Origin of the sequence: Trinickia sp. (assembly GCF_036503415.1) — a bacterium.
GTDB lineage: Bacteria > Pseudomonadota > Gammaproteobacteria > Burkholderiales > Burkholderiaceae > Trinickia.
Genome location: NZ_DASXWY010000045.1, coordinates 19691 through 42066 on the forward strand (window position 1 = coordinate 19691; position 22376 = coordinate 42066).

Here is a 22376-nt window from a genome sequence, read left to right on the forward strand (position 1 = left end):
ACGGCAGGCGACAAAAGGAACGCTGATGAAGCTCGAACTCGATCGCGGTAACGGCGTGCCGCTCACGGATCAGATCGTCGCAGGCATGGAGTCGTGGATTCGGTCGGGCGAAGCGCATGCGGGTGCGAAACTACCGTCGATCCGCGCGTTCGCGGCCGAATACGGCATCAGCCGCTTTCCTGTCATCGAGGCGTATGACAGGCTCGTCTCGCTCGGCTATGTCGAGTCGCGGCACGGCTCCGGCTTTTATGTGAGCGCGCGCGGTCATGCCGCGCTCGAGCGTGGCGGTGCCTCGGATCCGCGCCGCGCCGAAGACGAATCGAACTACATCATGGAGGAGTTCCACCATCCAGGAGGGACGCTCAAGCTCGCAAGCGGCTTCATCCCCGAAGCCTGGCGCGACATGGAAGGGATCGCACAGGCGATCCGCCACGTCACGCGCACCGATCGTCTTGCGACGGTCGACTATGCCACGCCGCTCGGCAACGCCGCGCTGCGCGAACATCTGCAAGCACGGATCGCTCAGCTCGGCATTCATGCCGACGCATCGCAAGTGCTCATCACCTGCGGGGCGAGTCAGGCCGTCGATCTGCTCGTGCGCTACCTGCTGAAAGCCGGCGACACGATGTTCGTCGAGGACCCGGGTTACTACAATTTGTTCGGACTCCTCAAGTTGCACGGCGTCAACATGGTCGGTATTCCACGCACGGCTACCGGCCCCGATCTCGATACGCTGGAAAAAGAGCTCGCCCGTCATCGGCCGCGTGCGTTCTTCGTGAACTCCGTGTTCCACAATCCGACCGGCACCGTCGTCGCGCCGTCGGTCGCATTCCGGCTCCTGCAGCTGGCTCGCGAGTACGACTTCAAAATCATCGAAGACGATATCTACGCGGACTTCCAATCCAGCCCGAGCGACCGGCTCGCCGCGCTCGACCGGCTGGAGCAGGTCGTCTATATCGGCGGACTGTCGAAGACGCTTTCGTCTTCGCTGCGCATCGGCTATATCGTGGCCGATCGCGCGACCGTGAAAGACCTGGCCGACATCAAGGTGCTGACGAGTGTCGGCGGTTCGCTCTTTGCGGAGGCCGTCGCGCTCGCGATGCTCGAGCGCGGCGCGTATCACAAGTTCCTCGAGCGCTTGCGCCGGCGCATGACCGATGCGCTAGGCGCCGCGGCGCGCACGCTCGAATCGTCCGGCTGGCAGCTTTTTACCGCGCCCGTGGGCGGGAAGTTCGTCTGGGCACGCACACCCCATATCAAGGATTCACAGCGGCTCGTCGAATGCGCATCGTCGTGCGGCGTTACGGTCGCGCCGGGCAGCTACTTCCGGCCGCACGGCCAGACGAGCCCGTGGCTGCGCATCAACGCCGCCTATGCCGATGACCCGCGCGCGCAGACTTTTTTCGAGCGCGCAATGACACTCGCGTCCGATCGCGAGGCTGAAAGCGAGGCCGAGAGCGAGGCCGAGCGCGCGTCGCTGCCTTGAACGAGCGCGCCCGGCGCGACCCACGCCGGGGCATGCGCCGCACCGCGCCAGTGCAATCCGGCCGGTGCCGCGTCCCCAGCACACGCTCCAGCCGCGTACGCCGGACATTCGACATTGCGCATAGTTCTTGCTGACACATGCCGTACAGTAGAATCCATATGCTTTTGGCATCGCGCCGCCGCCCAGTGGCCCCCGTTACGCTCTCCTAAACAGCATGATCGATCTCGATCCTCCCGGCTTCCATCCGCCGCGCCCCGTCGCGGGCGATGCAGGCTCGCAGCACACAGTCGTATACGGCAGCTACACCGTATTCAGCGTGTTTCAACCGGTGTTCTCCGTCTCGCATCGGCGCGCGATCGGCTATCACGCGTCGCTGCGCGCGCACGACGAAGACGAGCGGCACGTGCCCTCGCACGAAGTGTTCACGCAGGCAGCGCGGCGAGGCGATCTGCTCGAACTCGGACGGCTCGCCGAATCGCTGCACCTGGGCAACTTCAGCGCCTTCGACTCCAATGACGAATGGCTGTTTCTCAGTCTGCATCCCGCCGCGCTGATGGATACGAGCTACGGCGACGCGATGCTCGCCGGGCTGAAAGCACTTGGCCTGCCGCCGCAGCGCGTGGTGCTCGAGGTGCCCGAGCAGGCCGGTGGCGAAACCGGTCGCTTCGCGGAGATCGTCGATTCGCTGCGCAAGTCGGGCTTTCTGATCGCACTGGGCGGCTTCGGCGCCAAACATTCGAATATCGATCGCGTCTGGCATCTGCGCCCCGACATCGTCACGCTCGATCGCGTGATCCTCGCGCAGGCGAGCGAGCATTCGCATATCGAACGCGTCTTGCCGGGACTCGTCTCGCTGCTGCACGAATCGGGGCAACTGGTTCTGATGGGCGGACTGTCGACCGAGCGCGAAGCGTTGATCGCGCTCGAATGCAACGTCGACTTCATGCAGGGCGCCTACTTCGCCGGTCCGAGCACGAAACCCGTGGACCCGCGCATCGCCGCAAGCGCGATGGATGCGCTATCGGCCGCGTTGCGCGAACGCGTCAGCGCGCGCGAGCGGTTGCAAGCCGAACGCCTCGCACCTTATGTGGCCGCACTCGAACAAGCGTGCGCGCGCCTGGTCGCGGGGGAGATGCTCGAGGCAGCCACCCAGCCGCTACTCGCGTTGCCCGAAACGGCTCGCACGTTTTTGCTCGATGCGCAGGGCCGGCAAATCGGAGACAACCTCGTGCCGCTCGGGCGACGCATTTCGCGCCGTGCCAAGCGGTTCAGTCCGCTACTGCACTCGGAGGGCGCCAGCTGGGAACGCCGGCCATATTTCACGGCGGCCGTGCGCTCGCCCGGGCACGCGCACCTGACCGCACCTTATCTGTCCATCAATGAAGCGCACTTGTGCGTGACCGCATCGATTGCCGCGCAAACGGACAAGGGTTTGCAAGTGCTGTGCGTGGACATCAACTGCGAAGCGACCGGGTTCTGACGGATTGCCGTCGCCGGACGGTTCAAGCAACGGCCAGAACAGCGAACCCCTGCCGTCGGACGGCAGCCAACAATGCTTCAACGGCATGCAGCCCGAAGGCGCGGTTCATCGCGGCGACGATCGCGCCATCGGTGCTGATTTCCACATGGCCGATCGCCATGTCCGCGAACGAAACGGTAACGAGCGCGACGATCTCGCCTTGCGCCGACAGCGCAAGGTAGCCCGCACCGTTGATCGCCAATGGATGCGCACAGACGGTGCCGCCGCAAAGCGCCCGGCTCTCCTCGACGAGCGCCATCGCCGTCGTTGCGGCCGCAGCGATCGGCGTTTCGGCGTCCGCGCGCAAAGCCTCGCGCCCATCGATCCTCAAAGTTGAGGTTGCGGTGAAAACCTGCATTGCCAGCCCCACATCGCCCGTTTCGAGCGCTTCGGACAGGCGATCGAGCGTGCCGCGCCGCGGCTCGTCGGCCCCCCTTCTCCCCGCGCGATCCGGTTCCCGATGCAGACGTTCGCGCGCGCGGTGCACGAGCTGCCGGCAATGCGCGGGCGTCTTGCCAACGACATCGGCAATGGACGCATAGTCGCAATCGAACGCCTCGTGAAGAACGAAGGCAGCCCGCTCGTCAGGTGAAAGCCGTTCGACGAGCAGCATCAATCCCGCATCGAGCGACGAAGCCTTCAACGCCGCTTCCTCCGCCGATGGCGCGAACTCGTCGCGCCACGGCTCGGCGATCCATTCGCTCTCGCGCGCGGCGCGCTCGGCACCCAGGCGCCGCAACCGGTCGAGCGCGAGACGCGTGGCGACGGTCGTCAACCAGGCGGGCGGCGTATGCAGTGCCGCCGCATCCGCCGCCTGCCATTTGAGCCACACTTCCTGCACGACATCCTCAGCTTCCGCCCGGCTTGCGAGCATGCGGGCCACGATCGAGGTGAGCCGCGCACGCATGCGCTGGAATTCAGCGGTCTTGTCGATGGATGAATGCGTCATGAGTCCATGCTCCAGCAGTAGTGTGCGTTCTCGCGCGTGAGCGCCGTGTCCCCTATTCATTGACGATCGACGGGGAGCAAACGTGACAACCGCCGACCCATTTTTATTCAGCGGGCGGCTGCACGAGCCGGGCCGACTTGTCACAATAGAGACACGCCGTGCGTCAACAGGATCGAAGGGCATGCCGCGCATGCCCGCGACATCATTCGTGCGAGGAACGCCATGTCCGGACATCGTCCCCCTTACCCTTACAGCCAGCTCGTGCCGACCGTCATCGAAACGACGGGCCGCGGCGAGCGCGCCTACGACATCTATTCGCGTCTTTTGCGCGAGCGCATCGTTTTTCTCGTGGGACCCGTCAACGAGGACACCGCAAGCCTCATCGTCGCGCAGTTGCTGTTTCTCGAATCGGAGAACCCGGACAAGGATATCTCGTTCTACATCAACTCGCCGGGCGGCTCGGTCTACGACGGCCTCGCCATCTACGACACCATGCAGTTCATCAAGCCGCAAGTTTCGACGCTTTGCACCGGGTTCGCGGCCAGCATGGGTACGTTCTTGCTGGCCGCGGGCGCCAAAGGAAAGCGCTACGCGCTACCGAACGCGCGCATCATGATTCATCAGCCCTCGGGCGGCAGCCAGGGAACCGCCGCCGATATCGAAATCCAGGCGAAGGAAGTCCTGTTCCTGCGCGAACGGCTCAATCAGGTTCTCGCCGAACGGACAGGTCAATCGATCGAAAAAATCGCAAAAGACACCGATCGCGACAACTTCATGTCGGCGGATGCGGCGAAGGCGTATGGGTTGATCGACGAGGTGCTCGCCGAGCGATCGGTGCTCGACGACATCGCACGACGCACCGTGCGATGACGCTTTCACCGGCGCGCGGTGCGCGATGCGCGGTGCGTTCAGATCTGGCCGAAGCCGGTGGCACCGATCGCGGCGCCCGCGGCAAGCAACCATAACGGATGGATGCGCGTTCGAAAAGCGAGCGCGGCGCACGCCGCCGTGATCGCCCATTGAATCGCCGCCTGATTCGACGCATGCGAGATCAATACCGCGCTGGCCGCGACGAGCCCGACCGTCACCGGTGTCATACCGGACTGTACGTACCGGCGCCAGGGGCGGTCCTTGAAACGCTCCCAGGCATGCAGCGATGCGGCCGTGACGAGCGACGACGGCCCGAACTTGGCCAGCGTGGAAACGATAAAGCCGGGCCAGCCGGCCACATGCCAGCCGATCATCGTCACGATCATCATATTGGGGCCCGGTGCAGCCTGGGCGAGCGCGAAGAGTGCCGTGAACTGTTCCGCGCTCATCCAGTGATGCACCTGGACGACCTGACGCTGCATCTCGGGCAGGATCGTGTTGCCGCCGCCGAAAGCGAGCAGCGAGAGCTGGGAGAAGATGGTCGCCAATGCGACGAGCGTCGCGCTCATTTCACTGTGTCCTTGTGGGCGCTCAATGCGCTGCGCTGCCGGCGCCATGCCAGCGCGATGCTCAGTGGCGTCAGCACGAGCATGGTCGGCAAAAGCGGCAGCCGCACGAGCGCGATCGCCGCGAATATGACCGCCGCGACGAAGATGCCTTCGGGCGAGCGGACAATCGGCTTGGCCACCTTCATCGCCATGGCGATCAACAGGCCCGCGGCCGTTGCGGCGAGGCCGCCGAACATGTGGTGAACGATGGGATCGTGCTGCGTTTTGGCGTAGACGACGCCGAGCGCGATGACGATCAACGAAGGCACCGCGATGAAGCCTGTTATCGCGGCAAGCGCACCAATGGCTCCGCGAAAACGCATGCCGATCGCAACGGACAGATTGATGACATTACCGCCCGGTAGAAACTGGCACAGGCCGAGCAGATCGATGAACTCTTCGGACGACAGCCAGCGCCGCTGCTCCACCACGGCACGGCGTACGAAAGGCAGTGCGCCACCGAACGAGATCAGACCGAGACCGAGAAAGCCGACGAACAATTCGCCTACGCCGACTTCGCGCCCGTCTGCCGCCGACACTCGAGAACCCGTTGCCATCTGCTGCCCTCCTCCTCGCCGATACGATCAATGCGATCGATGCATTCGATGCGCGCAATGCTTGAACGCAGCACGCGGAGCCATCCGTACGAAGTTCAAGCGGGTGCCTTCCGCGCGGAACCTCTTTCGGGTGCGGCCCCTTCTCGATCGAAGCGGGCGAGCCGCTCGAGCAGTTCGCCCGCTTCGAGCACGACGCTGCGCTCCCGGGCGTCGAGGCTTTGGAGCATGGCCTGCGCGAGCCATTTCCCTCGTAGCGTGCGGTTGCCGTGCAGGACGCGCCGCCCCTTCGCGGTCAGCGACAACCGGGTGCGCCGCCGGTCGAGCGTATCGGCCTGACGCTTGATGTAGCCGGCCGCTTCGAGTTCCCGCAACAGCACGGCCAGATTCGAGGAACGGATGCGCTCGGCCGCACAGATCTCCGTGGGGCTCACGCCGTCGCCCAGACGATCGATCGCGCCCATGACGACCAACTGCGAAAATTGGACGGGATCCACCTGCGCTTCCTGGCGCAGACGCCGCGCCAATCCCGATATTTGGCCGCGCAAGCGCGTGGCCCGCGTCAACAGTTCGTCCGAATTTTCCATGTAGCTACAGTAACATAGCTATATCGACATAGCTATCTGGAAAATTCTCGGTTTGCCCCGCGCAATCGGCTTCGGTCGATGCCCTCGCCGTTCAAGCGCCCCAAAAAGAAAACCCCCGAAAACGGGGGTTTTCCGAGGAGACGATGTACCGTCTTTACGCGAAGTTCTTGCCGGCGAAATCCCAGTTCACGATGTTCCAGAACGCTTCGACGAACTTCGGACGCGCATTGCGGTAGTCGATGTAGTAGGCGTGTTCCCAGACGTCGATCGTCAGGAGCGCCTTTGCATCCGTCGTGAGCGGCGTAGCCGCGTTGCTCGTCGAGACGATATCGAGCGAGCCGTCCGCCTTCTTCACGAGCCACGTCCAACCCGAGCCGAAGTTACCCACGGCCGCCTTCGAGAACGCCTCCTTGAAGGCATCGTGCGAGCCCCACTTGGCGTTGATCGCGTCGGCCAGCGCGCCCTTCGGCGCACCGCCGCCCTGCGGCGAGAGGCAATTCCAGAAGAAGGTGTGGTTCCAGACTTGTGCGGAGTTGTTGAAAACGCCGCCCGACGACTTCTTGACGATCTCTTCGAGCGAGAGATTCTCGAATTCCGTGCCCTTGATCAGATTGTTCAGATTCGTGACGTAGGCCTGGTGATGCTTGCCGTAGTGGAATTCGAGCGTCTCTTCCGACATATGCGGCGCAAGCGCTTTCTTGTCGAACGGCAACGGCGGGAGCTTATGTTCCATGGTGCAGTTCCTTCTATCGATTGATCGGGTGTGGGGTACTTTGTCGCAGGTTACGCTTCCGAGGCTTGGATTGTAGGCGACTTGGAATAACCCCACAAATCAGTAGCCCTTTTTCCGCAGTATTGAGCGCACCCGCGACGCAACGACGTAAAAAATGCTGAGATCGCGGCCTATGGTCGCATCTTTCGAAAGCCCGCTACCTGCCCGGGCATCTTCGCCACGGTCCTTCAGAAACCATCGGTCAGGCGCGGCTGCACATCAGCGAACGATACATCCGCCGCCCCTTGCGCGAGGTGGACCGTGTAGCGACGCGCGGGTTTCACCGCGCTCGGGCTGCGGATCGCCCGCCCCGTCTCGCCGTCGAGCAGTGCCGCATAGCCGCGCTCGAGCGTGCGTTGCGGGCTCAGTACTTCGAGGCGAGCGCAAAGCGTGCCCAGTTTCGCTTCCTGCCGCTCGGCCAGGCGCGCGAGCGCGACATCGAGGCGGCGCGCATATCCGGTCAGCGCGGCGCGCTCGGCCGCCAAATCGGGCCGCCACCGCTGCCAGCGAAGACGCACGACGGCAAAGCGTGCTCGCGCATCGCGCACCGGCCGTCCTCCCGCCGCGGCGAGTCGCGCCTGCAATTGCTCGAGATGCACGCGCTGTCGCCGCAAGCGCTCGGCCGGACTCACGAGCCGGCGTGCAAGCCAATCCAGTTGCTGCGCGCGGCGCTCCATCAGGCGGCCGAAGCCGCGCGCCAGCGCGGCGACGCGCTGATCGAGTTCGCGCAGCAGCACAGTACGCTGCGGGCTGACGAGCTCGGCCGCCCCGGTCGGCGTCGGCGCGCGCACGTCGGCGGCAAAATCGGCAATCGTCACATCCGTCTCATGGCCCACGCCGCTCACCACGGGGAGATCGCTTGCCGCGATCGCACGGGCAAGCACTTCTTCGTTGAAAGCCCAAAGATCTTCGATGGAGCCGCCGCCGCGGCACACGATCAGTACGTCGACCTCGCGCCGCGCGTTGGCCTGCCGGACCATCGCCGCGAGCTTGTCGCCAGCGCCCGCGCCTTGCACGGGCGCCGGGTACACGATGACCGCCACGTGAGGCGCGCGCCGCGCCAGCGTCGTCAGCACATCGCGCAGGGCGGCCGCCTGTAGCGATGTCACGATGCCGATGGCCCGCGGGTGCGTTGGCAACGCTCGCTTGCGCTCGGCGGCGAAAAGCCCTTCCGCTTCGAGCTGCGTCTTCAATCGCAGAAACGCTTCGTAGAGCCGGCCGACGCCCGTGCGGCGCACCGCCTCGACATTGAGCTGAAGTTCGCCGCGCGGCTCGTACATCGTCACGAGCGCGCGAACCTCGATCTTGTCACCCTCGCGCGGCGTGAACTCGGCGTACTGCGCGCGGCCCCGGAACATCACGCAGCGCATCTGCGCCTGCGCATCCTTGATCGAGAAATACCAATGCCCGCTCGCCGCCCGCGTGAAGTTCGATACCTCTCCCGCCACCCACGTCAGCGGAAACGAACGTTCGAGCATCGTGCTGACAGCCCGGTTGAGCACCGACACGGGGATGGCCAGCTCGCCGTCGAGCCCCCCGCCCGGTAATCCGGATGAAGAAAATGAATGCATTCGAAGTCCCGTTTTTTCCTGGACAGACGATAGTCCGCCGCCTGACCTACGTCCAGCCGAAATTGGGCCACGCGATGCAAGGTTTCCCACATATCGAGCAGTGCGCGTCTCGCGGCGTGCGCATGGCGCGCGAGCGCGGCCAAGCGTCACAAGTCATTGATTAATAATGGATTTTATTTTATCACACAAACACGGTCACCGATGAGATGCTTGATTTATCGGCCTTTGCGTCGTTTGTGACGGGGGTTCTTCACAGAGTTATCCACAGCCGTCGCGCGTTGCACCCAGCGCCCCCGCTCCAGCCGGGCCTTGCCCGGCGCCATACGGGCGCGCTAGAGTGCCGGGTTCCCATTGCAGCGATGCGAGCCCAACCGACCGACGATATGCGCGTTCTTACCCGATTCGCCGAGAGAACCCTAGCGCGGCTCGAAGCGTACGTCGCCCGCCAATGGCAACGCCGCGGCATTTTCGCGATCGCATGCATACCGTTGGCCTGCGTGTTCAGCGCCGTCGCGGCCCTGCGCCGCATCGCTTTCTCGCTCGGCTGGCGGGAGCGCGTGCGCGTCGGAGTGCCCGTCGTCATCGTCGGCAATCTGACGGTGGGGGGAACGGGGAAAACGCCGACCGTCATCGCGCTCGTCGACGCGCTGCGCTCGGCCGGATTCACCCCGGGCGTAGTTTCGCGCGGCTACGGCGCGAAGCTTCGCCGCCCCCGGGCCGTTACCTCGGCCTCACGCCCGGACGAAGCCGGCGACGAGCCGCTGCTCATTGCGCGTCGCACCGGCGCACCGGTCTGGGTGTGCCCCGATCGCGTCGCGGCGGCCCATGCACTCGTTGCAGCGCACCGCGATGTCGACGTGATCGTCAGTGACGATGGCTTGCAGCACTACCGGCTCGCGCGCGACATCGAGATCGTCGTGTTCGATCAGCGCTTGGCGGGCAACGGCTTGCCGCTGCCCGCGGGCCCATTGCGCGAGCCGCTCTCGCGCAGACGCGACGCCACGCTCGTCAACGATCCATTCAACCGGACGCCGCCGCCCTGGCCCGACACGTTCGCCCTCGCGATCGCGCCCGGCGACGCCTGGCATCTCGCCGATCCGGCGCTGCGCAGACCGCTTTCGCAATTCGCCGGCGAGCGGGTGCTCGCCGCGGCAGGCATCGGCTCGCCCGAGCGCTTTTTCGCGACGCTGCGCGCCGCGGGGCTCGCCCCCGAAACGCTCGCGCTGCCCGATCACTACGCCTTTCGCGACGATCCATTTGCGCACACGCGCGCCGACATCATTCTGATCACCGAAAAGGATGCGGTAAAATTGCGCTCCCGGCACGACGCGCGAATCTGGGTCGTTCCTGTCGAAGCCACGCTACCTGGCCGCCTTATCGCACTCGTTGTGGAGAAACTCCGTGGACGCTCGCCTGCTTGAAATTCTCGTCTGCCCGATTTGCAAGGGGCCGCTGCGCTACGATCGCGCCCACGAGGAATTGATTTGTCAGGCCGACAAGCTCGCCTATCCGATTCGCGACGGCATCCCTGTGATGCTCGTCGACGAGGCCCGACAAACGGTCGAGGGCACCCCCGTCGAACCGCTCGATCCCGCAGGCAGCGCATGAGGCCGCGAAAGGCCGCCGAGACCGAGAGCATCCCTTCCCATCCGCAGCAGCACCTCCTTCGATGATCGACTCCCCAACGCCCGACTCTGCGTCTTTCGTCGCAGTGGTGCCCGCGCGCCTCGCTTCGACGCGCTTGCCCGAGAAGCCGCTCGCCGATATCGCCGGCAGACCGATGGTCGTGCGTGTGGCCGAACGCGCGCGCGCAGCGGGCGCGTCACAGGTGTTGATCGCCTCCGATGATGCGCGCGTCATCGACGCCGCCCGCGTGTGGGGGATCGACGCACTGTTGACGCGTGCCGATCACCCGTCCGGTACGGACCGGCTCGCCGAGGTCGCCACGCATTTCAATTGGAGCGACGACACCATCGTCGTCAATGTGCAAGGCGACGAACCGCTCATCGATCCCGCGTTGATCCGCGCCGTGGCGTCGCATCTTGCAGCCCATCCCGACTGTGCTATCGCGACGGCGGCCCACCCGATCGGAGAACCCGCGGAGGTCTTCAGCCCGAACGTCGTCAAGGTCGTGCTCGACGCGCGCGGCCGGGCGCTCTACTTCTCGCGCGCGCCGATTCCGTGGATGCGCGACGCCTATCAGCCGCATTGCTCGACAGCCGCACTCGACGTGGCGGCGATGCCGTCGCCGCCGCCCGATACCGTCTTTCGTCACATCGGGCTCTACGCTTACCGCGCGCGCTTTCTGCGCACGTACCCGACGCTCGCGCAAGCGCCGATCGAGCAGACCGAAATGCTCGAGCAATTGCGCGCGATGTGGCACGGCGAGCGCATCGCCGTGCTCGTGACACCCGATGCTCCCGCGCCCGGCGTCGATACGCCGGCCGACCTCGAGCGCGTGCGCCTGCTTTTTAGCTTGGAGCGTTGATGGGCATGGCATAATCAGGCCCGAAAAGCGCGAGCATTCGCAACACTCGGCTTCCGGTTCCCGCCTGCTTCGCCGCCCGCCTTCGCGAACACGATGCCCGATGGGCCGTGCCGCCGGCGGGACACCGCCGCTGGGTGTCCGCGGGGATGGCCGATTCGCTCGAACTTCGCGCCGCAGCATTCCATACAATTCGGAGATATCACCATGCGTTTGATCCTGTTGGGTGCGCCCGGCGCCGGAAAGGGTACCCAAGCCAACTTCATCAAGGAAAAATTCGGGATTCCGCAGATTTCGACCGGCGATATGCTGCGGGCGGCGGTGAAAGCCGGCTCGCCGCTCGGCGTCGAAGCCAAGCGCTTCATGGATGCGGGCGAACTCGTCCCCGATGCGCTCATCATCGATCTCGTCAAGGAACGGCTGCGCGAGCCCGATTGTGCGAAGGGCTATCTGTTCGACGGTTTTCCGCGCACGCTGCCGCAGGCCGAAGCGATGAAGCAGGCCGGCGTCGCCATCGACTATGTTCTCGAGATCGATGTGCCGTTCGACGAAATCATCGTGCGCATGAGCGGCCGACGCACCCATCCGGGCTCGGGCCGTACCTATCACGTGAAATTCAATCCGCCGAAAGTGGAAGGCCTGGACGATGTAACGGGCGAGGCACTGATCCAGCGTGAGGACGACAAGGAAGAGACCGTGAAAAGACGTCTCGATGTCTACGTAGCGCAAACGAAGCCGCTCATCGAGTACTACCAGCAATGGGCACAGCGCGGAGCCGAGAACGGACTTCAAGCGCCGCAATATCGCCGCATTTCGGGACTCGGCTCGGTCGACGACATTCGCCAGCGCGTGTTCGAGGCGCTCGTATAACGCGCACGCTCGATCTCGTCGCGCGACGAGCGCTCGGCAACCGCGCAAGACCCGCCCTCGCCGGCGGGTTTTTTTGCGCCCGCGACAAGCGATTACAATCTGCTGCGGTCCATCGCCCCGCGGTCACGAGCCGCGCCGGCGCGGGCCGCCATCCAGTCAACACGCCAAGGAGTCACAGCATGGAAATTCGCGGCAACGCATTTTTGATCACCGGAGGCGCATCGGGGCTCGGCGCCGCGACGGCACGCCTGATCGCACGAGAAGGCGGCAAGGTGGCCCTCGCCGATTTGAACGAAGCGGCGGGCAATGCGCTTGCGGGCGAACTCGGCGGCACCTTCGTCAAGTGCGACGTGAGCCGAGAAGAAGATGCGCAGCGCGCCGTGGATGCCGCGCTCGGACTCGGCAAGCTCGTCGGCCTCGTGAATTGCGCCGGCGTGGCGCCGGCCGTCAAGACGGTCGGCAAGGACGGCCCCCACCCGCTCGAGGCGTTTCGCCGCACGGTCGAGATCAACCTGATCGGTACGTTCAACGTCTTGCGCCTGGCCGCCGCCGCAATGGCGAAAAACGAACCCAATGAAGGCGGTGAGCGCGGCGTGATCGTGAATACGGCCTCGGTCGCCGCGTTCGACGGTCAAGTCGGCCAAGCCGCCTATGCCGCATCGAAAAGCGGTGTGGCCGGCATGACGTTGCCGATCGCGCGCGACTTGGCGCGCAACGGTATTCGTGTGATGACGATTGCGCCGGGCATCTTCGAGACGCCGATGCTGCTCGGCATGCCGAAAGAAGTGCAGGACTCGCTCGGCGCCATGGTGCCGTTCCCGTCGCGCCTCGGCAAACCGGACGAATACGCGATGCTGGTCAAGCAGATTCTCGACAATCCGATGTTGAACGGCGAGGTCATTCGGCTCGACGGTGCCATTCGGATGCAGCCGAAATAACGGGGGCCGAACGGCAAAACGCCCGCAGCGCGCATCGCGCTTGCGGGCGTTTCCAGACTGTTCGTGGCGCTCCGTTCGGTCACGCGGGAGAGCGCAGACTCCGCGGCGGATGCGCTCAGCCGTTGCCCTGATCCGTCCGTTGACGCAACTCCTGGAGTTGCGTTTCCACGGTCATCGCGTCTTCCGCATCGGGGCGATCGTTCAGGTAGTGCTCCAGATCTTCGAGCGCGGGCCGCAGGTAGTCCAGCCGCGCGTAGGCGAAACCGCGATCGCGCACCTCTTCGATGTCCTCGGGCAGCAAGATGACGAGCCGCTGCTGCACGGCAAGCAAGCGCTGCCAGCGCTCCGTTTGCAGATAAATCGCCTTCAGATTGCGCAGCATGCGCGCGATGATCTCGCGGCTGGTAGCGGGCTGAAGCAGCATACGCAGCGCACTGCCTAGCGATTCGGTCACGTGCGAAAGATAGGGCTCGAGCATCTCCACCATCTGCGCCTCGGAGAGCGACTGACCCGTTGTCGGATCGAGCATGACATCGCCCTCCGGCAACGTCACGCGCATCAGGAAGTGACCCGGAAACGAAACGCCATGAACGGGCACGCCAATCTGCTCGCCCAGCTCCATATAGAGCACGGCCAGCGTGATCGGAATGCCGCGGCGCCGTTTGAGCACCGTATTGAGATGGCTGTTGTCGGGGTCGTAGTAGTCGTTCAGATTGCCGGCGAACCCAAGGTCGCGGAAAAAGAATCGGTTCAGCGCGCCAATTTTTTCGGTCAGCCCCGCCTCGGCGGGCAAGCGGCGCTTGAGCCGCAACGCGAGTTCGTCGAGTTCGGCCAGCGTGGCCTGCAAATCGACGTCGGGATAAGCATCCTGCGCGATCGCAAGCGCGGTCTCGGTGAGCGGCAGGCCGTCGTCCTCCGCAACCAGGCTGGCGAAGTAATCGAGAACCGATGTCATGATCGTCACTTGGCTCGCCTTCTGAAGTACGCGTATTTGAAACCCATCAGCCACAGCATGCTGAAATATAGCGCGGCAAAGAGCACACTGCAGGCGGCGAGCAAGCCGATGCGCTCGAGCGGCCGCGCGTGCATGCCGATCCAGTCGAAGTTCGCCGCGCACCAGTGCATCGCGCCGGCCAGCACGAGCGACGCACCGGCCAACTGAGCCAGGAACAACGTCCATCCGCTCGACGGCGTATAAATGCCGCGCCGGCGCAACCCGGCGAACAACAACAACGCATTGACGCAAGCACCGAGCCCGACGCTCAGCGTCAGTCCGGCGTGCGCGAAGATCGGCACGAACACGAGATTGCCGATCTGGGTCGCAATCAACACACCCACCCCGATCTTCACCGGCGTCTTGATATCCTGCTTCGCATAGAAGCCCGGCGCGAGAATCTTGATCAGAATGAGCCCGACGAGTCCGACCCCATAGGCGGCCAGTGCGCGTCCGACCATCACGACCGAAAAACCGTCGAACCGGCCATAGTTGAATAGCGTCGCGGTCAGCGGCTCGGCGAAAAAGAAGAGCGCGAGCGCACTCGGCGCGGCGAGTAGAAACGTCACGCGCAATCCCCAATCGAGCAAAGCCGAATACTCGTGGGTATCGGCGTCGACGTGGGCCTTCGAGAGGCTCGGCAGCAGGATCGTCCCGAGCGCGACCCCGAGCAGCGCGGTCGGGAACTCCATCAGGCGGTCGGCGTAGTTGATCCAGGACACGGCGCCGGGCCCGAGCCGCGATGCGATGTTCGTGTTGATGATGAGGCTCAACTGGGCCACGGATACGGCGAAAGTGGCCGGCACCATTTTGACGAGCACACGCTTGACGCCGCGATGGGCGAGCGCTGCGATCGGATTGAGCCCGATGCGCGGCATCATGTCGATTCTGCGCAGCCCAGGCCATTGCACGGCGAATTGCAGCACGCCGCCCACGATGACGGCCCACGCGAGCGCGAACACGGGTACTTTCAGATGCGGCGCGACGGCCAGGGCCGCCACAATGAACGAAATATTCAGCAGTACGGGTGCGAACGCCGGCAGCGAAAAGTTTCCGTAGGTGTTGAGCACACCGGAAGCCAGCGTCGTCAGCGAGATGAAGATGATGTACGGGAACATGATCCGCGTCATCGAGACGGCGAAGAAGAATGCCTGGCCATCGTTCTTCAGCCCGGACGCGACGACGAACACCACCCACGAGGCCCCCGCCACGCCCGCGAGCGAGATGGCCGCGAGTGCCCAGGCGAGCACGGTCGACATGGCGTCGACTAGCCGCTTCGTCGCATCATGCCCCTCGCTGTTCTTGAATTCGGCGAGAATCGGCACGAACGCTTGCGAAAATGCCCCCTCGGCCGAGAGGCGCCGTAGCAGGTTCGGAATGCGGAAAGCGACATAAAAGGCGTCGGTGAACTGGCTTGCACCGAAGGCTCGGGCAATCAGCGTTTCGCGGATCAGGCCGGTCACGCGGGAGAGCAGCGTGAAGCCGCTGACCGTCAGCAGGGCTCGGAAGAGATTCATGGGGCGCCTATTATACGGACAGCCGATGTTCTCTCCGCTGCGGCGTGAAATTTGCCAGGTCCCTGATTTTGTTGCTATACTCGCGCGTTTCGAAGCTCTGTCTCGCTTCGCCAACGGTTTTTGCGCCCCGGGCAACCGTTCCCGGCGGTTGAATCGAAAAACGGTGCCTGAACGAAGATTCGGCCGGGCACCGGCAAAACAGTACAGGACAAGGAACTCTCATGGCTAACTCTGCACAAGCACGCAAGCGCGCCCGCCAAGCCGCGAAAGCGAACTCGCACAACTCGGCGCTTCGCTCGAAGTACCGCACGGCGGTCAAGGCTGTCCGCAAGGCGATCGAAGCCGGCGATCAAGCCAAGGCTGCCGAAGTCTTCCGCCTCTCGGCCAAGACGCTCGACGTCATCGCCGACAAGAAAATCGTGCATAAGAACAAGGCCGCTCGCCACAAGAGCCGCCTGGCCGCTGCCCTCAAGGCATTGCAGCCCGCTGCGCAGTAACCTCGCAGTCAGCCGTTCCGCTCGAGCGCCGAAGCGGCGCTTTACGTCTGGGCCATACGGCCTGGGCCATCACGGTCCGCGCCATCTCGAATGGCGCGGAACGATCGAGCGCACGTAAGGACGAAAAAAAGCCCGCAAACGAACGTTGCGGGCTTTTTTGCTATGCGTCTTTCTTTCCCTCGGCGCTTGCCTCGTCGCACACCCGAGGACGGCCTTAGGCGACCGTCGGGCGCGACGTTTCAGCCGCCGCGCTTCATCGCGCCATGGTCTTCCGGCAATTCACAGGCTTCGGTGACGACGAGGTTGTTATCTTTCGCGAAGTTCATGACGAAATCGAACGCCATAGGCTCGAGTTCGCGCAGGCGCGAGTCGAGAATGACGCATTTGAGATCGCCAAGCAACGTCGGACGCACATAACGCGAATACTGGAGCCGGGCATTGGGACCCCGCACGCCGGGACCGTAGCAGGCCATGACGCCGGCCAGACGCTCCGACCAATCGCTCGGCCGAAACTTCTTCCCGTCATGGGTGATGCCCTGAATGAAATACTCGATGAAGGGTGCTTCGACCATGCAAGAAACCCATGTGAGGCGCCCGAAGCTGGCATGCCCGCCGGGCTTGAGGAAACCTGTCGATTATACCGGAACGGACTTTCTTCCGCACCGCACACAAGAAGCAAAGGGCGTACCGTGACGCTGCCGCCGACTCGTCAAACGGCGGGAAATCCTTTATGCTGCATCAGGTTATCCATTGCACGGCGGCACCGCCCGACCCCTTCCGGCCGGCCCAGTCCGCCGTATTTGCTTTATGTCTGACAAAAAAGTCCGCCACTATCTGCAGTTCAAGGATTTCTCGCTGGACGAGTACGAATACGTGCTGGAACGTGCTCGCATTCTCAAGCGCAAGTTCAAGAACTACGAGACCTATCACCCGCTGCACGACCGCACGCTCGCGATGATCTTCGAGAAGCATTCGACGCGCACGCGGCTCTCGTTCGAAGCCGGCATCTTCCAGCTCGGCGGTCACGCGGTATTCATGAGCACGCGCGATACCCAACTGGGCCGCGGCGAGCCGCTCGAGGATGCGGCGCAGGTCATTTCCCGGATGGTCGACATCATCATGATTCGCACGTTCGGGCAGGACATCCTCCACCGCTTCGCCGAAAACTCGCGGGTGCCCGTCATCAACGGGCTGACGAACGAATACCACCCGTGTCAGGTGCTGGCCGATATCTTCACGTTCTATGAGCACCGCGGGCCGATCGCCGGCAAGGTCGTCGCATGGGTGGGCGATGCGAACAACATGCTCTATACGTGGATCGAGGCGGCCCAGATTCTCGGCTTCAAGCTACGCGTTTCGACGCCGGCCGGCTATAAGCTCGAGCGCTCGCTCGTCGCGCCTGAAAGCGCGCCGTTTTACGAGGAGTTCGACGATCCGAACGAAGCGTGCAGCGGTGCGGATCTCGTCACGACCGATGTCTGGACGAGCATGGGCTTCGAAGCGGAGAACGAGGTGCGCAAGGCCGCATTCGCGGAGTGGTGCGTCGACACGGACATGATGGGTCGCGCGAAAGCCGATGCCCTCTTCATGCATTGCCTGCCGGCTCACCGCGGCGAGGAAGTCAGCGCGGAAGTCATCGACGGCCCGCAAAGCGTCGTCTGGGACGAGGCCGAAAACCGGCTGCACGTTCAAAAAGCGCTCATGGAGTTCCTGCTGCTCGGCAAGCTCAATCACTGAGCCTCATGCGCCGGCCCGATGAAGGGCCGCCGCCTTCAAATGCTCAAATCACGAGCGGCTCGGGCTCGAGTTCGACGCCGAACCGCTCGCGCACATCGGCTTGAATCGCACGAGCGAGCGCCAGCACGTCGGCACCGGTGGCCCCGCCGCGATTGACGAGCACGAGCGCCTGGCGCTCGTGTACGGCCGCTGCCCCAATCGCCCTGCCTTTCCAGCCGCATCGGTCGATGAGCCAGCCGGCCGCAAGCTTCGCCCGGCCGTCAGCCTGGCGGTAGGCCACGATATCGGGCGCCTTCTCCCGCAGGGCTTCCAAGGTCGAAGCGTCGACGACCGGGTTTTTGAAAAAACTGCCCGCGTTGCCGAGCACGAGCGGATCCGGCAGTTTCGCGCGACGCACGGCCACCACGGCCTCGAACACCGCCTGAGGAGTCGGGGCAGCCCCACGCGCGTCGAGCTCGCGCGCGAGATCCGCGTAATCGACGCGCGGCGTCCACGCCTTCGGCAAACGGAACGTGACCGAGGCGATCGCGAAACGCTCGCGCCCCTCGCGCTTGAACACGCTGTCGCGATAGCCGAAACGGCACGCGTTCGCATCGAATTCGGCGCAAGCCCCTGTCGCGAGTTCCACCGCTTCCAGCGCGGCGAACCGCTCGCACATCTCGAGCCCGTAAGCGCCGATATTCTGGATCGGCGCGGCGCCGACGGTGCCCGGAATCAACGCGAGATTCTCGAGCCCCGGCCAGCCCATCGACAACGTCCACGCGACGAACGCGTGCCAGTTTTCGCCCGCCTGCGCCTGGACGTACCAGGCCTCGTCGTCCTCACGCACGAGCCGCTTGCCGGTCAGCTCGACGATCATCGCGAGTCCGTCGAAATCGTCCGTGAAGACGATGTTGCTGCCGCTGCCAAGCACGAGCGTGCGCATGCCCGCCGCACGGGGATCGCGCGCGGCAAGCGCGAACTGCTCCGGGCGTTCGATGCGGCAGGCTAGGCGCGCGCGGACGTCGAAGCCAAACGTGTTGTGCGCGCGCAGCGGGTAGTTCGCGAGAAAGGCGACGGGATCGGTAGCGGACATCGGCAGGGCCCCTGGCGGCGGCGACACGCCGCAGCTTGGGCAAATGAGAATGGGATCGGTAAAATGGCAGTCGGTCCGTGATTATAGCGAGTGACGCCCGCGCCACGCGGTTCGCGTCGCCGATGCTTCAAACCCTGGGAGAAACCTCTATGCCGTCGTTCGATGTCGTTTGCGAAGCCAACATGGTCGAAGTGAAAAACGCGGTCGAACAGTCGAACAAGGAAATTTCGACGCGCTTCGATTTCAAGGGCTCCGACTCGAGAGTCGAGCAAAAAGAGCGCGAGCTGACGATGTTCGCCGATGACGAGTTCAAGCTCGGCCAGCTCAAAGACGTGCTCATCGCGAAGATGGCCAAGCGCAATGTCGACGTGCGCTTTCTGGACTACGGCAAGATCGAGAAAATCGGCGGCGACAAGGTCAAGCAGATCGTCACGATCAAAAAGGGCGTCTCGGGCGATCTGGCGAAAAAGATCGTCAAACTCGTCAAGGACAGCAAGATCAAGGTCCAGGCGAGCATTCAGGGCGATGCGGTGCGCGTATCGGGCACCAAACGCGACGATCTGCAAAGCGTGATCGCGATGCTGCGCAAGGACGTGACCGATACGCCGCTCGACTTCAACAACTTCCGCGACTGAACCCGCTCGTGCTCGCCAGCCGCGCGAGCACGCGTCAGTGCTTGCGCGGGTGCGCGTGCGAGCCAGGTGCCGCCGGCGTCTTCTTTTCGCCGATACGGCTTTCCTTGCCGGCAATCAGCTTGCCGATATTGCCGCGATGGCGCCAGATCAGCAGCGCGCTCATCGCAAAAACGGCCCAGGCCACGACGTTGGGGCCAAACAGGAAGACGTCGAAAAGCGGGGCGAACACGGCGGCCACGAGCGCGGCCAGCGACGAGTAGCGAAAAAAGAACGCAACGATGAGCCAGGTCAGCACCGTCGCGAGCCCGAGCACCGGGTTGATCGCAAGCAGAACACCAGCGGCCGTGGCGACCCCTTTCCCACCCTTGAACCTGAAAAACACCGGGTACAGATGGCCGAGGAAGACCGCTAGCGCCACGGCGGCGACGGCATTGTCATCGAGGCCGTAGCGCGGACCCACATGCGCTGCGAGCCAGACGGCGAGCCAGCCTTTGAACGCATCGCCTGCCAGCGTCAGCACGGCCGCGACCTTGTTGCCGCTGCGCAGCACGTTCGTCGCACCGGGGTTCTTCGAGCCATAGGAGCGCGGATCGGCCAGGCCCATCGCGGCGCTGACCACGACGGCAAACGAAATGGAGCCGATCAGATAGGCAAGAACGGCGGCAACGAGAATTTCCATGGAGAGGCTCTTTCAACAGTGACGTGCGCGTAAGGCCGAGTGCGGCGCACATTCTACCGAACACGGCCGCCCGTTCAATCGACGCTCGCGCAGTGGACCGGTTTTGCATCGAGCAATGCGGTCAGCACGCGGGGCTCGAGGCTCACCAGATAGCCGCGGCGGCCTCCATTCAGATAGATCGAATCGAGTTCGAGGATCGAGGCTTCGACATAGACCGGCATCGACTTTTTCGTGCCGAACGGCGATGTACCGCCGACGAGATAGCCCGAATGCCGGCTCGCTACCTCGGGCTTGCAGGGTTCGACACGTTTCGCGCCGATCTGCCGGGCGAGATTCTTGGTCGACACCGTGCGGTCTCCGTGCATCAGGACGATGAGCGGCTTGGCCTGCTCGTCCTCCATGACGAGCGTCTTGACGACGTGGTGTTCGTCGATGCCGAGCTGGCGCGCCGATTCGGCGGTGCCGCCGTGCTCGACATAATCGTAAGGGTGCTCGCCGAAACGGATGCCGTGGCGGCGCAGCAACTGCGTCGCGGGGGTCTCGGACACATGTTTCGTTTTGTTCATCGGCGCATTGTACGGCGACCGACAGGCACGCGGTTCAACCGCGCGGGTGGTGGGCCGCGTGCAACGTCTTCAGTCGTTCGCGCGCCACATGCGTGTAGATTTGCGTCGTCGAAATATCGGCGTGGCCGAGCAGCAGTTGCACCACCCGCAGATCGGCGCCGTGGTTCAGCAGATGCGTCGCGAACGCGTGCCGCAGCGTGTGCGGTGACAACGGGGCGCGAATATCGGCCGCGCGCGCGTGGCGCTTGATGATGTTCCAGAACTGCTGGCGCGTCATGCCCTCGGCGCGCGCGGTCACGAAAAGAGCGTCGGCGCCGCGCGCCGCGAGCAAGGCAGGCCGCGCATCGCGCAGATAGCGCGTGATCCAGCCGTGCGCCTCTTCCCCGAACGGAACGAGCCGCTCTTTCGAGCCCTTGCCCATCACGCGCACGACACCTTCGTTCAGCCCTACCTCGACAGTCTTGAGCGTCACCAGCTCGCTCACACGCAATCCGCTCGCATACATGAGCTCGAGCATCGTGCGATCGCGCAGGCCGAGCGGCGTATCGATCTGCGGCGCGGCCAGCAGGGCCTCGACCTGCTTTTCCGTCAGCGTCGACGGGAACCGCGGCGGCTGTTTAGCCGAGCGGATCCGCAGTGTAGGATCGGCCTTCGCGCGATGCTCGCGCATGGCCCACGCATAAAAACGGCGGAACACGGAAAGGCGCCGGTTCGCCGATGTCGCCTTGCCGTCGCTGCGCGCGGCGAGATAGCCGTTGACATGAAGCTCGGCCGCCTCGTCGATGCGCAGCCGATGCTCTCGGCCCAGCCACTGCGCGAACAGGCGCAAGTCGCGCCGGTAGGCTTCGAGCGTATTGCGGGCCAGCCCTTGCTCCAGCCAGAGCGCATCGCAAAATGCGTCGATCGACTGCGTGCTCGCCACGGCTTCGGGCGCCGGCGCGTCGTCCGCGGGAAGCGCCGCGTCGAAATCGGCAAGCTCGCTCATAGCGCGAGCGCCTGCTGTGCGCTTTCATGCGCGAGGAGCCAGCGCTTGACGCGCAGGTAGAAACCATCGCCGGCATGATGATTGAAGCCGCCGAGGCCGTTCGCCGCCACCACGCGATGGCACGGAATCACGATAGGAAACGGGTTGTCGCCGCAGGCTTGGCCGACGGCGCGCGGCACGCCATCGATCTCGCGCGCAAGGTCGCCATAAGTGCGCGTCTCGCCCGGGGCAATCGCGCACATCGCCTGCCAGACGCGCCGCTGAAAAGGCGTGCCGACATCCGCAAGCGGCAGATCGAACGACGCATCGGCCGTTTCGAAATAACGCGCGATTTGCGCCACGGCGCGCTGGGCCAGCGGCGAGACCGGTGCACGCGGCTCGGCCGACGCGGGCAGATATTCGATCAGCTCGACGACGCCGGTCGCATCGTTCACGCGAATGCCCACCTTGCCGAAAGGCGCGTCCATCACGGCGCTCAACAT

25 protein-coding genes are annotated in these 22376 nt (G+C 64.3%); 11 read left to right on the plus strand and 14 right to left on the minus strand.

What is annotated here, in order from left to right:
• The first annotated feature begins 25 nt into the window (after positions 1 to 25).
• Together VGL01_RS06575 and VGL01_RS06580 are read left to right on the plus strand one after the other, a co-directional pair.
• Entirely contained in the window at positions 26 to 1486 is a 1461-nt protein-coding gene (locus tag VGL01_RS06575) for a PLP-dependent aminotransferase family protein (protein ID WP_331568051.1), read from the plus strand.
• 214 nt (positions 1487 to 1700) lie between these two features.
• The gene (locus tag VGL01_RS06580) at positions 1701 to 2966 is read left to right on the plus strand and encodes an EAL domain-containing protein (RefSeq protein ID WP_331568052.1); all 1266 of its coding nucleotides are present in this window, start codon (positions 1701 to 1703) and stop codon (positions 2964 to 2966) included.
• A gap of 22 nt (positions 2967 to 2988) precedes the next feature.
• On the opposite strand, the gene VGL01_RS06585 is transcribed toward VGL01_RS06580, so the two are convergent.
• The gene (locus VGL01_RS06585) at positions 2989 to 3954 is read right to left on the minus strand and encodes a sigma-70 family RNA polymerase sigma factor (RefSeq protein ID WP_331568053.1); all 966 of its coding nucleotides are present in this window, start codon (positions 3952 to 3954) and stop codon (positions 2989 to 2991) included.
• A 222-nt stretch (positions 3955 to 4176) separates the two neighbouring features.
• On the opposite strand from VGL01_RS06585, the gene clpP reads away from it, so the two are divergent.
• On the plus strand, positions 4177 to 4824 hold the full coding sequence (gene clpP / locus VGL01_RS06590; protein WP_331568054.1) for an ATP-dependent Clp endopeptidase proteolytic subunit ClpP: 648 nt from the start codon (positions 4177 to 4179) through the stop codon (positions 4822 to 4824).
• A gap of 38 nt (positions 4825 to 4862) precedes the next feature.
• Here the strand turns inward: clpP and VGL01_RS06595 are convergent, their stop codons facing one another.
• From VGL01_RS06595 to xseA, 5 genes are all read right to left on the minus strand, one after another.
• A complete protein-coding gene (locus VGL01_RS06595; protein WP_331568055.1) occupies positions 4863 to 5393 on the minus strand; it encodes a chromate transporter in 531 nt (176 codons plus the stop codon).
• Positions 5390 to 5989: a chromate transporter gene (locus tag VGL01_RS06600; RefSeq protein ID WP_331568056.1), complete on the minus strand. Its 600-nt coding sequence runs from the start codon at positions 5987 to 5989 to the stop codon at positions 5390 to 5392. The genes VGL01_RS06595 and VGL01_RS06600 overlap by 4 nt, the downstream gene beginning before the upstream one ends.
• A 95-nt stretch (positions 5990 to 6084) precedes the next feature.
• Positions 6085 to 6573 (minus strand): MarR family winged helix-turn-helix transcriptional regulator, encoded by a 489-nt coding sequence (locus tag VGL01_RS06605; RefSeq protein WP_331568057.1) that lies wholly within the window; start codon positions 6571 to 6573, stop codon positions 6085 to 6087.
• A gap of 154 nt (positions 6574 to 6727) precedes the next feature.
• Positions 6728 to 7306, minus strand: coding sequence for a superoxide dismutase [Fe] (gene sodB / locus VGL01_RS06610; RefSeq protein WP_331568058.1), 579 nt, complete (start codon positions 7304 to 7306; stop codon positions 6728 to 6730).
• Positions 7307 to 7533: 227 nt separating this feature from the next.
• The gene (gene xseA / locus VGL01_RS06615; RefSeq protein ID WP_331568059.1) at positions 7534 to 8916 is read right to left on the minus strand and encodes an exodeoxyribonuclease VII large subunit; all 1383 of its coding nucleotides are present in this window, start codon (positions 8914 to 8916) and stop codon (positions 7534 to 7536) included.
• A gap of 383 nt (positions 8917 to 9299) precedes the next feature.
• Between xseA and lpxK the strand changes: the two genes are divergently transcribed.
• The 5 genes from lpxK (at position 9300) to VGL01_RS06640 (ending at position 13209) form a co-directional block, all read left to right on the plus strand.
• Positions 9300 to 10337: a tetraacyldisaccharide 4'-kinase gene (lpxK, locus tag VGL01_RS06620; protein WP_331568060.1), complete on the plus strand. Its 1038-nt coding sequence runs from the start codon at positions 9300 to 9302 to the stop codon at positions 10335 to 10337.
• Positions 10318 to 10524, plus strand: a complete 207-nt coding sequence (locus VGL01_RS06625) for a Trm112 family protein (RefSeq protein WP_331568061.1) — start codon at positions 10318 to 10320, stop codon at positions 10522 to 10524. Before lpxK ends, VGL01_RS06625 begins: the two co-directional genes overlap by 20 nt.
• A 61-nt stretch (positions 10525 to 10585) precedes the next feature.
• Positions 10586 to 11404 carry a 3-deoxy-manno-octulosonate cytidylyltransferase gene (gene kdsB, locus VGL01_RS06630; RefSeq protein WP_331568062.1) on the plus strand — a complete coding sequence of 273 codons (819 nt, stop codon included), beginning with the start codon at positions 10586 to 10588 and terminating at the stop codon, positions 11402 to 11404.
• A 204-nt stretch (positions 11405 to 11608) separates the two neighbouring features.
• Positions 11609 to 12271, plus strand: coding sequence for an adenylate kinase (gene adk / locus VGL01_RS06635; RefSeq protein ID WP_331568063.1), 663 nt, complete (start codon positions 11609 to 11611; stop codon positions 12269 to 12271).
• A 179-nt stretch (positions 12272 to 12450) separates the two neighbouring features.
• On the plus strand, positions 12451 to 13209 hold the full coding sequence (locus VGL01_RS06640) for a 3-hydroxyacyl-CoA dehydrogenase (RefSeq protein ID WP_331568064.1): 759 nt from the start codon (positions 12451 to 12453) through the stop codon (positions 13207 to 13209).
• 115 nt (positions 13210 to 13324) lie between these two features.
• Here VGL01_RS06640 and VGL01_RS06645 read toward each other — a convergent pair whose 3' ends face one another.
• The gene (locus VGL01_RS06645; RefSeq protein WP_331568104.1) at positions 13325 to 14164 is read right to left on the minus strand and encodes a SirB1 family protein; all 840 of its coding nucleotides are present in this window, start codon (positions 14162 to 14164) and stop codon (positions 13325 to 13327) included.
• A gap of 5 nt (positions 14165 to 14169) precedes the next feature.
• Complete coding sequence (gene murJ, locus VGL01_RS06650; RefSeq protein WP_331568065.1) at positions 14170 to 15720, minus strand: murein biosynthesis integral membrane protein MurJ; 1551 nt, start codon at positions 15718 to 15720, stop codon at positions 14170 to 14172.
• Positions 15721 to 15941: 221 nt separating this feature from the next.
• Between murJ and rpsT the strand changes: the two genes are divergently transcribed.
• Entirely contained in the window at positions 15942 to 16217 is a 276-nt protein-coding gene (gene rpsT, locus VGL01_RS06655) for a 30S ribosomal protein S20 (RefSeq protein ID WP_331568066.1), read from the plus strand.
• Between the two features lie 239 nt (positions 16218 to 16456).
• Here the strand turns inward: rpsT and VGL01_RS06660 are convergent, their stop codons facing one another.
• Entirely contained in the window at positions 16457 to 16789 is a 333-nt protein-coding gene (locus VGL01_RS06660; protein WP_331568067.1) for a DUF3579 domain-containing protein, read from the minus strand.
• A gap of 235 nt (positions 16790 to 17024) precedes the next feature.
• Between VGL01_RS06660 and argF the strand changes: the two genes are divergently transcribed.
• Entirely contained in the window at positions 17025 to 17954 is a 930-nt protein-coding gene (argF, locus tag VGL01_RS06665; RefSeq protein WP_331568068.1) for an ornithine carbamoyltransferase, read from the plus strand.
• Between the two features lie 43 nt (positions 17955 to 17997).
• On the opposite strand, the gene murB is transcribed toward argF, so the two are convergent.
• Positions 17998 to 19029: a UDP-N-acetylmuramate dehydrogenase gene (gene murB, locus VGL01_RS06670; RefSeq protein ID WP_331568069.1), complete on the minus strand. Its 1032-nt coding sequence runs from the start codon at positions 19027 to 19029 to the stop codon at positions 17998 to 18000.
• A 149-nt stretch (positions 19030 to 19178) separates the two neighbouring features.
• Between murB and VGL01_RS06675 the strand changes: the two genes are divergently transcribed.
• Positions 19179 to 19664 (plus strand): YajQ family cyclic di-GMP-binding protein, encoded by a 486-nt coding sequence (locus tag VGL01_RS06675; RefSeq protein ID WP_331568070.1) that lies wholly within the window; start codon positions 19179 to 19181, stop codon positions 19662 to 19664.
• A gap of 34 nt (positions 19665 to 19698) precedes the next feature.
• Here the strand turns inward: VGL01_RS06675 and plsY are convergent, their stop codons facing one another.
• The 4 genes from plsY to VGL01_RS06695 form a co-directional block, all read right to left on the minus strand.
• Positions 19699 to 20343: a glycerol-3-phosphate 1-O-acyltransferase PlsY gene (gene plsY, locus VGL01_RS06680; protein WP_331568071.1), complete on the minus strand. Its 645-nt coding sequence runs from the start codon at positions 20341 to 20343 to the stop codon at positions 19699 to 19701.
• A 74-nt stretch (positions 20344 to 20417) separates the two neighbouring features.
• Positions 20418 to 20909 (minus strand): Cys-tRNA(Pro) deacylase, encoded by a 492-nt coding sequence (gene ybaK, locus VGL01_RS06685; protein ID WP_331568072.1) that lies wholly within the window; start codon positions 20907 to 20909, stop codon positions 20418 to 20420.
• 34 nt (positions 20910 to 20943) lie between these two features.
• Positions 20944 to 21894 (minus strand): site-specific tyrosine recombinase XerD, encoded by a 951-nt coding sequence (gene xerD / locus VGL01_RS06690; protein ID WP_331568073.1) that lies wholly within the window; start codon positions 21892 to 21894, stop codon positions 20944 to 20946.
• Positions 21891 to 22376 (minus strand): methylated-DNA--[protein]-cysteine S-methyltransferase, encoded by a 486-nt coding sequence (locus VGL01_RS06695; RefSeq protein WP_331568074.1) that lies wholly within the window; start codon positions 22374 to 22376, stop codon positions 21891 to 21893. Before VGL01_RS06695 ends, xerD begins: the two co-directional genes overlap by 4 nt.

Bases quoted from the DNA above. Each gene is read 5' to 3' on its own strand.
- VGL01_RS06575 (WP_331568051.1), top strand. From the start codon at position 26: ATGAAGCTCGAACTCGATCGCGGTAACGGCGTGCCGCTCACGGATCAG.
- VGL01_RS06580 (WP_331568052.1), top strand. From the start codon at position 1,701: ATGATCGATCTCGATCCTCCCGGCTTCCATCCGCCGCGCCCCGTCGCG.
- VGL01_RS06585 (WP_331568053.1), bottom strand. From the start codon at position 3,954: ATGACGCATTCATCCATCGACAAGACCGCTGAATTCCAGCGCATGCGT.
- clpP (WP_331568054.1), top strand. From the start codon at position 4,177: ATGTCCGGACATCGTCCCCCTTACCCTTACAGCCAGCTCGTGCCGACC.
- VGL01_RS06595 (WP_331568055.1), bottom strand. From the start codon at position 5,393: ATGAGCGCGACGCTCGTCGCATTGGCGACCATCTTCTCCCAGCTCTCG.
- VGL01_RS06600 (WP_331568056.1), bottom strand. From the start codon at position 5,989: ATGGCAACGGGTTCTCGAGTGTCGGCGGCAGACGGGCGCGAAGTCGGC.
- VGL01_RS06605 (WP_331568057.1), bottom strand. From the start codon at position 6,573: ATGGAAAATTCGGACGAACTGTTGACGCGGGCCACGCGCTTGCGCGGC.
- sodB (WP_331568058.1), bottom strand. From the start codon at position 7,306: ATGGAACATAAGCTCCCGCCGTTGCCGTTCGACAAGAAAGCGCTTGCG.
- xseA (WP_331568059.1), bottom strand. From the start codon at position 8,916: ATGCATTCATTTTCTTCATCCGGATTACCGGGCGGGGGGCTCGACGGC.
- lpxK (WP_331568060.1), top strand. From the start codon at position 9,300: ATGCGCGTTCTTACCCGATTCGCCGAGAGAACCCTAGCGCGGCTCGAA.
- kdsB (WP_331568062.1), top strand. From the start codon at position 10,586: ATGATCGACTCCCCAACGCCCGACTCTGCGTCTTTCGTCGCAGTGGTG.
- adk (WP_331568063.1), top strand. From the start codon at position 11,609: ATGCGTTTGATCCTGTTGGGTGCGCCCGGCGCCGGAAAGGGTACCCAA.
- VGL01_RS06640 (WP_331568064.1), top strand. From the start codon at position 12,451: ATGGAAATTCGCGGCAACGCATTTTTGATCACCGGAGGCGCATCGGGG.
- VGL01_RS06645 (WP_331568104.1), bottom strand. From the start codon at position 14,164: ATGACATCGGTTCTCGATTACTTCGCCAGCCTGGTTGCGGAGGACGAC.
- murJ (WP_331568065.1), bottom strand. From the start codon at position 15,720: ATGAATCTCTTCCGAGCCCTGCTGACGGTCAGCGGCTTCACGCTGCTC.
- rpsT (WP_331568066.1), top strand. From the start codon at position 15,942: ATGGCTAACTCTGCACAAGCACGCAAGCGCGCCCGCCAAGCCGCGAAA.
- VGL01_RS06660 (WP_331568067.1), bottom strand. From the start codon at position 16,789: ATGGTCGAAGCACCCTTCATCGAGTATTTCATTCAGGGCATCACCCAT.
- argF (WP_331568068.1), top strand. From the start codon at position 17,025: ATGTCTGACAAAAAAGTCCGCCACTATCTGCAGTTCAAGGATTTCTCG.
- murB (WP_331568069.1), bottom strand. From the start codon at position 19,029: ATGTCCGCTACCGATCCCGTCGCCTTTCTCGCGAACTACCCGCTGCGC.
- VGL01_RS06675 (WP_331568070.1), top strand. From the start codon at position 19,179: ATGCCGTCGTTCGATGTCGTTTGCGAAGCCAACATGGTCGAAGTGAAA.
- plsY (WP_331568071.1), bottom strand. From the start codon at position 20,343: ATGGAAATTCTCGTTGCCGCCGTTCTTGCCTATCTGATCGGCTCCATT.
- ybaK (WP_331568072.1), bottom strand. From the start codon at position 20,909: ATGAACAAAACGAAACATGTGTCCGAGACCCCCGCGACGCAGTTGCTG.
- xerD (WP_331568073.1), bottom strand. From the start codon at position 21,894: ATGAGCGAGCTTGCCGATTTCGACGCGGCGCTTCCCGCGGACGACGCG.
- VGL01_RS06695 (WP_331568074.1), bottom strand. From the start codon at position 22,376: ATGTTGAGCGCCGTGATGGACGCGCCTTTCGGCAAGGTGGGCATTCGC.